12 protein-coding genes are annotated in these 12,785 nt (G+C 71.4%); 8 read left to right on the top strand and 4 right to left on the bottom strand.

The features are described 5' to 3' along the window. Positions 1–130 precede the first annotated feature (130 nt). A complete protein-coding gene (locus tag KGQ19_RS42960) occupies positions 131–934 on the top strand; it encodes an HAD family hydrolase (RefSeq protein ID WP_212020381.1) in 804 nt (267 codons plus the stop codon). A 45-nt stretch (positions 935–979) separates the two neighbouring features. After that, positions 980–1,786 (top strand): metallophosphoesterase family protein, encoded by an 807-nt coding sequence (locus KGQ19_RS42955; protein ID WP_230420327.1) that lies wholly within the window; start codon positions 980–982, stop codon positions 1,784–1,786. Here the strand turns inward: KGQ19_RS42955 and KGQ19_RS42950 are convergent. Genes KGQ19_RS42950 through corA form a run of 3 tightly spaced genes read right to left on the bottom strand, consistent with a single transcriptional unit; the run spans position 1,749 to position 5,286 of the window. Then, complete coding sequence (locus tag KGQ19_RS42950; protein WP_212020379.1) at positions 1,749–3,137, bottom strand: MFS transporter; 1,389 nt, start codon at positions 3,135–3,137, stop codon at positions 1,749–1,751. The genes KGQ19_RS42955 and KGQ19_RS42950 overlap by 38 nt on opposite strands. Beyond that, on the bottom strand, positions 3,134–4,285 hold the full coding sequence (locus tag KGQ19_RS42945) for a methyltransferase (RefSeq protein ID WP_212020377.1): 1,152 nt from the start codon (positions 4,283–4,285) through the stop codon (positions 3,134–3,136). Before KGQ19_RS42945 ends, KGQ19_RS42950 begins: the two co-directional genes overlap by 4 nt. Positions 4,286–4,305: 20 nt before the next feature. Beyond that, positions 4,306–5,286, bottom strand: a complete 981-nt coding sequence (gene corA / locus KGQ19_RS42940) for a magnesium/cobalt transporter CorA (RefSeq protein ID WP_212020375.1) — start codon at positions 5,284–5,286, stop codon at positions 4,306–4,308. 81 nt (positions 5,287–5,367) lie between these two features. Between corA and KGQ19_RS42935 the strand changes: the two genes are divergently transcribed. The 5 genes from KGQ19_RS42935 to mshC all read left to right on the top strand — a co-directional run bounded on the left by KGQ19_RS42935 (position 5,368) and on the right by mshC (position 10,016). Continuing rightward, positions 5,368–6,078 carry a histidine phosphatase family protein gene (locus KGQ19_RS42935; protein WP_212020373.1) on the top strand — a complete coding sequence of 237 codons (711 nt, stop codon included), beginning with the start codon at positions 5,368–5,370 and terminating at the stop codon, positions 6,076–6,078. A 65-nt stretch (positions 6,079–6,143) separates the two neighbouring features. Continuing rightward, positions 6,144–6,713 carry a DUF3090 domain-containing protein gene (locus KGQ19_RS42930; RefSeq protein ID WP_212020371.1) on the top strand — a complete coding sequence of 190 codons (570 nt, stop codon included), beginning with the start codon at positions 6,144–6,146 and terminating at the stop codon, positions 6,711–6,713. Continuing rightward, entirely contained in the window at positions 6,674–7,585 is a 912-nt protein-coding gene (locus KGQ19_RS42925) for an SCO1664 family protein (protein ID WP_438801900.1), read from the top strand. The genes KGQ19_RS42930 and KGQ19_RS42925 overlap by 40 nt, the downstream gene beginning before the upstream one ends. 19 nt (positions 7,586–7,604) lie before the next feature. Further along, the gene (locus tag KGQ19_RS42920; RefSeq protein ID WP_212020367.1) at positions 7,605–8,552 is read left to right on the top strand and encodes a GNAT family N-acetyltransferase; all 948 of its coding nucleotides are present in this window, start codon (positions 7,605–7,607) and stop codon (positions 8,550–8,552) included. A 177-nt stretch (positions 8,553–8,729) separates the two neighbouring features. Further along, positions 8,730–10,016, top strand: a complete 1,287-nt coding sequence (gene mshC / locus KGQ19_RS42915; protein WP_212020365.1) for a cysteine--1-D-myo-inosityl 2-amino-2-deoxy-alpha-D-glucopyranoside ligase — start codon at positions 8,730–8,732, stop codon at positions 10,014–10,016. Positions 10,017–10,088: 72 nt separating this feature from the next. Here the strand turns inward: mshC and KGQ19_RS42910 are convergent, their stop codons facing one another. After that, positions 10,089–11,612, bottom strand: coding sequence for an MFS transporter (locus KGQ19_RS42910; RefSeq protein ID WP_230420325.1), 1,524 nt, complete (start codon positions 11,610–11,612; stop codon positions 10,089–10,091). 118 nt (positions 11,613–11,730) lie between these two features. Between KGQ19_RS42910 and KGQ19_RS52365 the strand changes: the two genes are divergently transcribed. Beyond that, positions 11,731–12,603 (top strand): winged helix-turn-helix transcriptional regulator, encoded by an 873-nt coding sequence (locus KGQ19_RS52365; RefSeq protein ID WP_212020363.1) that lies wholly within the window; start codon positions 11,731–11,733, stop codon positions 12,601–12,603. Positions 12,604–12,785 lie beyond the last annotated feature (182 nt).

Genomic DNA, 12,785 nt, shown 5'->3' with positions numbered 1-12,785 from the left:
GGCTGGTGGGGGCGGCGCGGGGGAGCGTGTCTGAGTAGCGGGCTGGGGGCCTGAGGGACTGGTCGGCTGTTGGGCTGAGGGGCTGATGGTCGGCGCGCTTGTCACCCTCACCTCGCCGTACACTCCGCGAATGGAGCCCGATCCGTCGGCCGAGCCCGGCCCCGCCTTCTCAACCGCCTCTTCAGCCGCTTTCCCAGCCGCCTTCGCCGCCGTCGTCATCGATTTCTTCGGCACCCTCACCACCAGTGCCCCCGACGACCTGTGGCTCCGGGCTGCCGCCGCCAGCGCGGAGCCGTTGGGGCTGCCGGCCGGCCAGTGGCGCGACGTGCTCAGCGCCTCGTTCGTGGAACGGGCCACCGGTGCGCTCGGCGATCTGACCGAGACCTTCCGCGTCCTGGCCCGGCGCTGCGGCATCGAGCCTTCGGAGGCGGCGCTGGCCCGGGCGTGTGCGGCGCGGGTGAAGGCGCAGAACGCGCTGTTCGTCTTCCGGGACGACGCCGCGGCCGGCCTGGCAGCCCTGAAGTCCCGCGGCTACCGTCTGGGCCTGCTCAGCGACTGCACGTCCGAACTCCCCGCCGCGTGGCCGGGCCTGGCCGTCGCACCGTACTTCGACACCGTGGCCTTCTCCTGCGCCGAAGGCGTCAAGAAGCCGGATCCCGCCTTCTTCCGCCTGGTCTGCGACCGGCTCGCCGTGGCCCCCGGCGACTGCCTCTACGTCGGCGACGGCGGCTCGCGCGAGCTGAGCGGCGCGGCGGCCGTCGGGATGACGCCGGTGATGCTGCGCGCCGACGACTGGCACCACAACTCCGCGCACGACCGCGAGGACGACTGGACCGGTCCGGAGATCGGGTCGTTCACCGAGCTGATCAGGGTGATCGACACCGCCGGTCTCAGTGCTCGGTCACTTCTCGCCCACCATCAGGACCGCGATTAGGCTTGAATCCCGGAAACAGCCGATTCGCCGCCCGGGAGGCCCCCGATGTCCAGCATCGAGTATTACGGTCCCGCATCCTGGGAGGGCCAGGCCAAGCGGTACGGCCCGGTGCGCCGGGTCGCGGTCCTGTCCGACGTGCACGCCAACGTCCCGGCCCTGCGCGCGGTGCTGGCCGAACCCGACGTGGCCGCGGCCGACCTGGTGGTCTTCAACGGCGACCTGACCTGGGGCGTGGACCCCGACGGCGCGGTCGCGGCGGTGTTGGGGCTGGGGCAGCGCGCGGTCTGCGTGCGCGGCAACAGCGAGCGCTACGTCCGCCAGATCGCCACCGGCGCCTACACCCCGGCCAACGCGCGGCAGGAATGGGTCCCGGCTCGGCATGGCACCGGGTCACTGGCCTTCGTCGGGTCCTTTCCCTTCAGCGTGATCGTGGACGTCCAGGGCCTGGGCCCGGTCCGCTTCTGCCACGGCTCCCCCCGCAGCGACAACGAGGCGGTCACCCCCGGCACCTCTGAGGAGCGCTTCGGCGAGATGACCGCGGGCATCGACGAGGACATCCTGGTCACCGGTCACACTCACCTGCAGTTCGATCGGCAGGTGGGCAGCCGCCGCAGCATCAATCCCGGGAGCGTGGGGCTGCCCTTCCATCGCGACGAGCCGGGCGTGGCGTACTGGGCGCTGCTCGGGCCCGACGTTCAGCTTCGGACCACTCGCTACGACGTCCGTGAGTCCATGGCCGCCATTGAGGCTGCCGGCGATCCGGGGCAGGCGCGGATTGCTGAGCTGCTGCTTAAGCCGCCTACCCCGGAGGATGTTATCGCTGAGGCGGAGGACTTGGTGATGGTGGACTAGCACCAGCCCCGGCACCAGCCCCGGCAGCAGCCTCACCAGCGCCGGCGCCGACCTCACCAGCGCCGACTTCAGCAGCGCCGACGCCGACCTCAGCAGCATCAGCCCCGCCGACACCGTCCCCCAACCGCTCCGTGACCCGAGCCCTCCGCATCGGCGAAAGCAGTGCGATCACCCCGGCGACCGCCATCCCGCCGATCCCGACCCACATCGCAGGCCGATACCCGATGTGCTGTGCCAGCAGCCCGCCGATCGGGGCGCCGAAGGTGATGGTGCCCCAGTTCAGTGAGCGGACCGTTGCGTTGACTCGGCCCTGCAGACGGTCCGGGGTCGCTGATTGGCGGTAGGCCATTTCGTTGGGGCCGCTGGCGCCGAGCGCCAGCCAGGCGAAGAACTGCGCGGCGGCCACCATTGCCCAGCCCGCGGCGCCGTTGAGGGCCAGGGCCGCCAGGGACCAGGCGAAGGGTTCGGCTACTCGTTCGGCGACCATGATGCGGCCGACGCCGTTGCGGCCGAGGCGTTGGGACATGCCGTTGCCGATCACCGCGCCGGCGCCGCCGGCTGCCAGGACCAGGCCGAGGCCGAAGGCCGCACGGGGTGAGCCGGCGCCCAGGTCGCGCAGGACGAACAGGGTGAAGACCGTTCCGATGATGCTGGCGAAGAAGAAGCGTGCGTGCAGGGTCAGGGCGTAGGCGCGCATGATCGGCTGCTTGTAGACGAACCTGAGGCCTTCGCGCAGTTCGTTCCGCAGGTTTCGCGACTCGGCGTGCGGCACCGGCTCCGGGACCCGGATTGTCGCCAGCGTCAGGCCCGAGGCCAGGTAGGACACCGCGTCGATCACCATCGACAGCGGCGCTCCGAGTGCCGCCACGAGGGAGCCGCCGAGGAAGGGGCCGGTGGTCTGGGCCAAGGCCGTGGTCTGCTCCAGGCGCGCGTTGGCGACGGTCAGGCTGGTCGGCGGTACCAGGCGGGGCAGATACGACTGGTGCGCCGCGTCGTAGAGCAGGGACAGGGCTCCGAACACGAACACGAAGCCGGTCAGCTCGTAGATGTCCACGATGTGGATCGCGGCCAGTACCGCGACCACCGCCAGCAGCGTCCCGCGCACCAGGTCGGTCGCCACCAGGATCGGGCGGCGTCGATAGCGGTCCGCGACTACCCCGGCGAGCAGGCCGAACAACAGATACGGCGTCCAGCGCGCGCCGTTGAGCAGCCCCACCTGCGTGTCGCTGGCCTTCAGCACCACCACCGCCAGCGTCGGCATCGCCACTGTCGTGATGTACGTCCCGAACGTCGATACCGTGTCGGCGCCCCAGAAACGGGCGTAGCCGGGGTACGCGAACGGCTTCGTCATATGCGGACCGCGCGCAGGATCACGAACTTCGGACTGCCGGCCACCACATCGCAATTCCCGAATAGCCGCTTCATTTTCCCGTGGTACCCCAGATGCCGGTTCCCGACCACCCAGAGTTCCCCGCCGCGCCGCAACGCTGCCCGCGCGCCGGTGAACATCCGCCACGCGGTCGCGTCGGTCGTGGCCTGGTGGCTGTGGAACGGCGGGTTGTTCAGCACCAGATCCACGCTGCCCGGCTCGAAGCCGGCCATGCCGTCCGCGGCCCGGAACTCCGCGTCGCGGGTGCCGGGCGGGAACGTCGCGGCGAACGTGGCGCGCGCCGAGGCCACCGCTTGGTACGACTCGTCGACGAACCGCAGCACCGCCTTCGGACTCGCCAGTGCCGCCGCCAACCCCACGACCCCGTTGCCGCACCCCAGATCCACGATGCGCGCCGCGTCGGACCGGCTCGGCAGGTGCTGGAGGAAGAAGCGCGTGCCGATGTCCAGGTGATCGGCGGAGAACGTCCCTGCGTAGTTCACCACCGGATGTCCGCTCGCGACCCCGATTCCGTCCGGGAGCTGATACGTCAGCGGCCACGGATTCTGCGTACGCGCCATTCCGACATCCGGTGAGCAGAAGATCAGCCGGGCCTTGCGCACCGCCAACGAAGTCCGCGTCGGCCCCAGGATCCGCTCGAAGGCCTGAAGCGTCGAGGTGTGGATCTCGGTGACCATGCCGGTCCCGATGACCGTCGTGTCCGGACCGACGAACGGCCGCAACCGCCACAGCTGGTCCTCCAGCAGCGCCAACGACTTCGGCACCCGGACCAGGAGCAGATCGATCGGTCCGGAGAAGTCCTCGACTGTCGTCGCGAGAGCTGCGTCGGCCGGCGATTCACCGTTCCTGGAAAGGTTCTCGGCCGTCGCCTGCTGTCCCAGATACGAATCAGAGATCTGTGTTACTCGAACGCCGGCCGCCGCCAGCGAGGTCGTGATCGCGCCCCACCGGTCGCCGAACACCACGACCCGCCCGGACAGGTCCACACCTTCACCGAGCTGTCGCCCCAGATATTCGTCCGCCGCGTCCCAAGCCCGTAGCCGCTCCCGCGGATCCGCCGGAAATCGCGTCAGCGCCAACTCGCTCGGCAGCACCGGCGTGCCGCCCATTGCCCCGCCCACACCCCCGCTCACAACCACTTCGCCCGCTTCAACAGCACATAAAGCGTCACGCACGCTGTCGCCATGACTCCCAGCACGACGTAGTACGAGTAGTGCCAGTGCAGCTCCGGCATATTGTCGAAGTTCATCCCGTAGATCCCGGCGATCGCCGTGGGCACCGCCAGGATCGCCGCCCACGCCGAGATCCGCCGCATGTCGTCGTTCTGCTGCACCGACACCCGCGACCGGTCCGCGTCCAGCATGTGGTCCAGCAGCTCGTTCCACTCCCGTGCGGCGTCGGTGGCGCGCAGGACGTGGTCGGCCACGTCCCGGAAGTACGGCTCGGTCTCCTTCGCGATCCGCTCCTCCTGCCCGGCGACCAGTGCCTTCGTGGGCATGACCAGCGGCACCACGGCGCGCGCGAACACGATCGCGTTCCGCTTCAGCGCGTAGATCGGTCCGCCGTAGTCGCCGCGGCTGGGGGAGAAGACCTCGGTTTCCAGCGCGTCGATCGAGTCCTGCATCAGCTGCGAGTAACTGCTGTAGGAGTCCACGATCAGGTCGGCGACCGCGTAGAGCACCGCACTCGGCCCGATCTGCAGCAGCTCCGGGTCGGCCTCGACCCGGTTGCGCACCCCGGTCAGCGGGTTGGCCCCGCCGTGCCGCACGGTGACCACGAAGTTCTCGCCGAGGAACACCGAGATCTCGCCGAGCTGCAACGAGTGGTGCGGGTCCGCCTCCAGCAGCGTCTTGAACACCAGGAACGTCGATCCCTTGTAGTGCTCCAGTTTGGGCCGCTGGTGCGCGCTCACCGCGTCCTCGACGGCCAGCGGGTGCAGCCCGAACTCGTGCGCCACCAGGTCCAGCTCGTCCGGCTCCGGTTCGAACAGCCCCAGCCACAGGAACGCCGAGGGGTCCCCGCAGCTCCTGGCCTCCTCCAAAGCGTCCGACAGGTCCTCGGGTGCGGAGACCCGGCGGCCGTCACGGTAGGTCGCGCAGTCGACGATCATGCCGGCGATTATCCCGCAGGCCGGCGGGCCGGGCCGAATCCCGACCCGTCGCCCGCGCCGGGGAGGTCGTAGGGTGAGGCTGTGACCCTGGTACTTCTGATCCGCCACGGCCGCACCACCGCCAACAGCTCCGGCGTCCTCGCCGGCTGGACCAAGGGTGTGCGCCTGGACGAGCGCGGCGAGCAGCAGGCCGCCGAGCTGGCCAAGCGGCTGGCCGAGGTGTCGCTGTCAGCCGTGGTGTGTTCCCCGCTGGAGCGCTGCCGACAGACCTCCGACATCGTGCTGTCCGGCCGCGAGGGTGTGCCGGTGCACCTGGACGAGCGGATCGGCGAGTGCCGGTACGGCGACTGGACCGGCCGGCCGCTGGCCGAGCTGGCCAAGGAGCCGCTGTGGAAGGTCGTGCAGGGGCATCCCTCCGCCGCGCGCTTCCCCGGGCCCGAGGGCGAGTCGATGGCCGACATGTCGGCGCGTGCGGTGGCCGCGGTGCGGGAATGGAACACCCTGATAGAGGCCGAACACGGACCGGAGGCGGTGTGGGCGCTGTTCTCGCACGGCGACGTCATCAAGGCGATCGCCGCCGACGCGCTGGGCCTGCACCTGGACCAGTTCCAGCGCATCACCTGCGATCCGTGCTCGGTCACGGCCGTGCGCTACACCGAGATGCGGCCGTTCGTCGTGCGCCTGAACGACGTCGGCGGCGACCCGGCCCCCTACCGGCCCCCGGCCGAGCGTTCGCCATCAGCGGACGCGGACGCCGCAGTGGGGGGCGGCGCGGGCGCCGACAACGCATGAACGCATAGGCTTGATTGCCGGGCCCACACGAGGCTCTGAGCGCGAAGCTTGTAGGAGGAAACACGGTGTCACGGGAACTCTTCGTCTACGACCCCCCGGAGCGGTTCGTCGCGGGCACCGTCGGCCTTCCCGGGCACCGCACCTTCTACCTGCAAGCCGCCGACGCCGGCGGCCGGATCACCTCGGTGGCCCTGGAGAAGGAGCAGGTCGAGGCGCTGGCCGAACGGCTGGACGATCTGCTGGACGAGGTGGTGCGCCGCTCCGGCGGGGCCGCCCCGGTCCCGGCGATCGCCCCGCTGGAGCTGGCCGACGACAAGCCGCTGGAACAGCCGGTCTTCGAGGAGTTCCGGGTCGCGGCCCTGGCCCTGGCCTGGGACGGCGAGACCCAGCGGGTGGTGATCGAGGCGATGGCGCCGATGGAGGGCGAGGGCGAGCCGCCGCTGGGCGACATGGAGGCCGACGGCCCGCCGACCATGGTGGTCCGGCTCACCGGCGCGCAGGCCCGGGCCTTCACCTCCCGGGCCAAGGCCGTGGTGTCGGCCGGCCGGCCGCCGTGCCCGTTCTGCTCGCTGCCGCTGGACCCGGAGGGCCACGTCTGCCCGCGCGCCAACGGCTACCGGCGGCGCGCCGCTTGAGCACCCCCGGAGCGGACGCCGCGGCCGAGCAGAAGGATCTGGATCCGGCCGCCGTGCTGGAGGTGCTGACGGCCGGCGAGCTGACCATCACCGGCCGGATCACCAATGCCTCCAACGCCACCCTGTACGGCTCGGTGGCGCTGAACGGCGTCACCTTGAACTGCGTGCACAAGCCGGTGGCCGGCGAGCGACCGCTGTGGGACTTCCCCAACGGCACGCTGGCCGCCCGCGAGGTCGCCGCCTACGAGCTGTCCCAGGCCACCGGCTGGCGCATCGTCCCGCCGACGGTGATGCGCGAGGGGCCGTGGGGCCCGGGCATGTGCCAGCTGTGGATCGACACCCCCGACGAGGACGACCACGACCTGCTGGCCCTGCTGCCGGAGGACTTCGACGAGGACCCCGCCGAGGCTGCCGAGACCGCCGGGTCCCAATGGCGCCCCGTCCTGTCGGTGGAGCTCAGCGACGGCCGCCCGGCGGTGCTGGCGCACAAGGCCGACGAACGGCTGCGCCGCATCGCCGCCTTCGACGCGGTGGTGAACAACGCCGACCGCAAGGGCGGGCACCTGCTGGTCGGGACCGCCGAACCGGACCACGTCTACGGGATCGACCACGGCCTGACCTTCAACGTCGACGACAAGCTGCGCACCCTGCTGTGGGGATTCAGCGGCGAGCCGTTGGGCGCCGAGGTCCGCGAGGTGCTGGCGAGGCTGGACCGCGACCTGGCCTCCGGCGAGTTGGGCGGGCGCCTGGCCGACCTGCTGGACGCCGAAGAGGTGGCGGCCACGCGCGAGCGGATCAGGGAACTGCTGGACTCCGACACGATTCCGGGTCCGGAGGGGAGAAGGCGGCCGGTGCCCTGGCCGCCGTTCTAGACATGAGTTTTCTCGAAATATGAGTGTGCCCGAAACGAGTATGAGTCTGCTCGAAACGAGTCAGAGTCCGGAGCTGTTGGCGGCCCATCAGGCCCGCCGGGACGCCATCGATCAGATCCTGGCCCCATCGAAGCCGCTTCCGGAGCCGGCCGCCGCGGACGTGGTACTGAATTGCCCCGGTGGCGTCGCGCTGGTGCGGAACACGGCTGTCGATCAGTCTTCCTTCGGCTACTTGTTCACCGCGTCCCACGAGAGCAAGCTGGCGCCGAAGGTCGACGGGCCGAAGGCGTTCGCCGAGCTGTTGGACCTGTGGGCCGCGCAGGACTGCTTCCGGCCCGGTCCCGACAGCATCGCCACCGTCACCTGGCCCTCGCGGGACACCGAGGTGTCGCGCGCTCTGATCGAGCGGGGATTCGTGCCGCAGTCGGCGCTCGCGGTGCGGCTGGCCGGGCGCCCTCCCGCCGGCGACGCGGCCCCGGACCCCGATGTCGTGGTTCGCCGCGCCGGGCCCGCGGACTCCGACGCGATGGCGCGGTTGTGGACCGAGCAAGTGCGCTGGGAGGTGCAGTTCGGCTACACCTCGATCCGGCCCGCCACCCGGGAACGGGTGGCCGAGCAGGTCGCGCAGGCCGTCGGCGGCCAGGAGAAGCAGGCCTGGGTCGCCGAGCGGGACGGCGAGGCGGCCGGGCTGATCGCGGTGCAGCCGCCGAGCCACGCCGCGTGGGCCGCGCACACCATCCGAGTCGCCCCGGCGGCCTACCTGACCTGCGGGGCCGTCACGGCCGGCGAGCGCGGCAGCGGCATCGGCAGCGCGCTGGCCCGGCAGGTCCACGCCGAACTGGACGCCGCCGGTGTGGGCGCGATCCTGCTGCACTACACGATCGCGAATCCGCTGTCGGGGCCGTTCTGGAGCCGCTGCGGCTATCGGCCGGTTCTCACCGCCTGGTCACGCGGGACCGTCGGCTGAGACCGGCGGGGCGCTGCGCTGAGACACGCCCGGTCCACCGTTCGATCACCGGCAGCCGCCGGAACAAACGCCACCCCCGGCTCTGTTGCCCCAGGCAGCGGCTCCGCGCCGCCATCGACACCTGCCCCCGTACCCGCACCCGGCACTGTCCGGACCGATCCCGATAGGATCATCCGCATGCACGCATGGCCCGCCCCCGAGGTCCCCGAACTGCCCGGTCACGGCCCCGCCGTCCGGCTCCACGACACCGCCGCGCAGGGCCTGGTGCCCACGCCGGCGGCGGCCCCCGGCGAGGCGGCCCGCATCTACGTGTGCGGTATCACGCCCTACGACGCGACCCATATGGGCCACGCCAACACCTACCTGACGTTCGACCTGATCCAGCGCGCGTGGCTGGACGCCGGGCACCCGGTGTCCTACGTGCAGAACGTCACCGACGTCGACGACCCGCTGCTGGAGCGGGCACTGGCCACCGGCCAGGACTGGGTGAGCCTGGCCGAGTCCGAGACCGCGCTGTTCCGCGAGGACATGACCGCGCTGCGGATCCTGCCCCCGCGGCACTACGTCGGCGCCGTGGAGTCGATCCCGCTGGTCGTGGACCTGGTCATGAAGCTGCTGGCCCGCGGCGCCGCCTACGACGTGGACGGCGACATCTACTTCTCGGTCCACGCCGACCCGACCTTCGGTTCGGTCGCGCACCTGGACGGCCCGGAGATGCTCGCCACCTTCGGCGAACGCGGCGGCGACCCGGGCCGGCCCGGCAAGAAGGACCCGCTGGACTGCCTGCTCTGGCAGGCCGAGCGCGAGGGCGAACCGTCCTGGGAGCCGGGCGAGGCGGCGCGCGCCGCCGGCCTGAAGCCCGGCCGCCCCGGCTGGCACATCGAGTGCGCCGCGATCGCCCTGGAACACCTGGGCATGGGCTTCGACCTGCAGGGCGGCGGCACCGACCTGGCGTTCCCGCACCACGAGATGGGCGCCTCCGAGGCCCAGGTGATCACCGGGCAGCGGCCCTACGCGCACAGCTACGTCCACTCCGGCATGGTCGGCCTGGACGGCGAGAAGATGTCCAAGTCCAAGGGCAACCTGGTCCTGGTCTCCAAGCTCCGCCAGGCCGGCGTGGACCCGATGGCCGTCCGCCTGGCCCTGCTGGCGCACCACTACCGCACCGACTGGGAGTGGACCGACGCCGACCTGGACGCCGCCCAGACCCGCCTGGCCCGCTGGCGCGCGGCCGTCTCCCGCCCGGACGGCGTCCCGGCCGACGACGTGCTCGCCGCGGTGCGCGAGCGGATCGCCGACGACCTCGACGCACCCGGCGCGCTGAAGGCGATCGACGCGTGGGTGGCGCGGCAGGAGGCCGCGGACGCCGATGCCTCGGCCGCGCGGGACACGGCGGCTCGGAACACGGCGGCGCCGGGACAGATCAGCCGGATCAGCGACGCGCTGCTCGGGGTGGCGCTGTAGGGGTTCCTCGCGTGCCAGCCGGATCAGCGACGCGCTGCTCGGGGTGGCGTTGTAGGGGTTCCTCGCGTGCCATCAGCCCTCGGCGATATCGCGGCGGGTACGGATCGGGCTGGTGAGGACCACGACCGGCACCACGAGCGTCGCCGCGGCGGCGCACCACAGCGCGGCGCGCGGGCCGTACCAGGTGGCGACCGCACCGGCGGCCAGCGCGCCGATCGGGATCACGCCCCAGGAGACGACCCGCACCGTCGCCATCACCCGAGGCAGCAACTCGGGCGGCGTCGCGGTCTGCCGGTAGGTGCGGGTGACGATGCTCGCCACCACGACCGTCGCGGCGAAGGCGGCGTTCCCCAGCGCGAACACCCCGGCGGCCCAGCCGTGCCCGGCCAGCGGCATCAGCGCGAACCCGAACGGGAGCGCCAGCGAGGCGATGAGCAGCGCGCGTCCGCTGCCGATGCGGCGGGTCAGGCGCGGGGTGAGGGACGCCCCGAACAGGCTGCCCAGGCCCTCCGCCGCCATCATCGCGCCGACCCACGCCGGGTTCAGGCCGAGTGTGCGCACCAGGAACAGGGGAGTCAGAGCCATCTGCGCGCCGCATATGAAGTTCATGGCGGTCGCGTCCCACAGGTTCGCACGCTGGATCGGCTCGCGGATGAGGTAATGCCACCCCTCGCGCACCGCCGCGCGCACGCTGCCGCTCCTAGCCGAGCCCGCGTCCTGGACAGCTTTCGACGGCCGCGGCACATTCCGCAACAAGAACGCTGATATCAGATAACTGACGACATCCACCGCAATGGCGCCCGCCGCCCCGACCGCCTGCACCAACGCCCCGCCGAGCGAGGGCCCCGCGAGGTTCGTCACCGCCTCGGCCCCCGACGTGAGGCTGTTGCGCGCGGTCAGCTCCTCCTTGCCGACCAGGAACGGCAGCATCGTCGCGTTCCCGACGTCGAACACCACCGACGCCACCCCCACCACCAACGCGACCAGCACAAGCTGAGCCACGGTCACCGACGCCACCCACCAAGCCACCGGCACCGACGCCAACGCCCCCGCCCGCACCAGATCCATCGCGATCTGCGTCCCCCGCAACGGCAACCGCCCCACCAACACCCCGGCCGGCAACCCGACCACCGCCCACGCCGCATACCCGGCAGCCGTGACCGCCCCCACCTCGAAACTCGACGCATGCGCCGCCGCGAGCGCGGTGAGGGGGAGCGCGACGGTGGTCACAGCGGTGCCGACGCGGCTGACCGTCGAGCCGGCGAAGTAGCGCCAGAACCAGGTGGTTGAGGCTGTGGGAGTGGGGGCTGCGGGAGCGGGAGCGGCTGTGGTGGCGCTGGCGGGGGCGGCTGCGGCTGGGCTGGTGTCGCGGGCCGGTGCTGTTTTCGGTGGTGCCTTCGCGGCAATGCTGGTGCTGGCGGGAGCGGCTGTGGTGGCGCTGGGATTCGCGGCGGTGTCCTTGCCGATCGGCATCGGTTCGGCGGCCGGGCTGGTGTCGCCGACCGGTGTTGTCGTCGGTGCTGCCTTCGCAGCAGTGCCGGCGTCACCGGCCGATGCCGCTTTTGCCTCCGTGGTTGTGGTGCTGTCGGCAGTCAAGTGCGTCCTCCCCAAATCGGTCCAGCCGATGGATCCTCAGCCGGCCCAGCCAGTCTCTTCGGTAGGTTCCCATTCTGAACCAACTAAGTTCCCAATGTGAACCGACTATACTGGCCCGGTGAAGTACACCCGCATCGCCGACACCGACTGCTCCATTGCGCAGGCCCTTGATGTGGTCGGCGACTGGTGGACCCTGCTGGTCGTCCGCGACGTCGCCGGCGGCCGCAACCGCTTCTCGGACCTGGTTGCGGAGCTGGGGGTCAGTCGCAAGGTGCTGACCGAGCGGCTGGCGATGCTCGTCGAGCGCGGGGTGTTGGAGCGGCTTCAGTACTCTGACCGGCCGCCGCGCTTCGAGTACCACCTCACCGACGCCGGCCGTGGCCTGCTCCCGGTGCTGGTCGCGTTGCAGAACTGGGGCGCGCAGCACGTCATGGGCGACGGCACGCTCACCGCCACCTCCGGGCCCGCCTCGGCCGAGGCTCGCCGGGTGCACGGCCTGGTCGGCACCGGTATTCCGGCGCTGCGGCTTCCCGCCGCCGACGGTGCGCCGACCGATCCGGTGTCCGGCACGGCCAAGTGGACCGTCCTCTACACCTTCCCCGGCTCGCCCACTGTCGACCCGGCCTTGTCCCCCGGCTGGTCCGACGTCCCCGGCGGCCCCGGCTGCACGCTCGAAGCCCGCACCTTCCGCGACCGCCTGCCCGAATTCGACGCGGCCGGCGCGGCGGTGGTCGGCGTCTGCACCCAGCGTCCCGAGCAGCTGGCCCGGTTCGCCGAGCTGGAGAAGCTGCCGTTCCCGCTGCTGTCCGACCAGGCGCTCCAGCTCACCACCGCGCTCCGGATGCCCTCGTTCCGGGCCGCCGGCGCCGACCGGCTCAAGCGCGCGACGCTGATCGTGGACGCGTCCCGCATCATCCGCGGCACGCTCTACCCGGTGCCGGACCCGGCGGCGTCGGTCGACGAGGCGCTGCGTATTGTCACAGGGCTCTGATAGCCAGCATCTCGCGAGACAACTCACCGCCGGACAACTCACTGCCGAACAACTCACTGCCGAACAACACACCGCGGCCGGCTCAGGAAATCTGAGCCGACCGCAGCGTTTTTCGACCTGTGTTGAGCTCCAGCCTTAGGGCCGGCTTTACGCCTACCCCCAGCCCTACCCCTCTTCAGACC

Origin of the sequence: Catenulispora pinistramenti, assembly GCF_018274385.1 — a bacterium.
Taxonomy (GTDB): Bacteria; Actinomycetota; Actinomycetes; order Streptomycetales; family Catenulisporaceae; genus Catenulispora; species Catenulispora pinistramenti.
The sequence above is the reverse complement of the archived record's forward strand: the minus strand, read 5'-3'. Positions and strand labels throughout refer to the sequence as shown.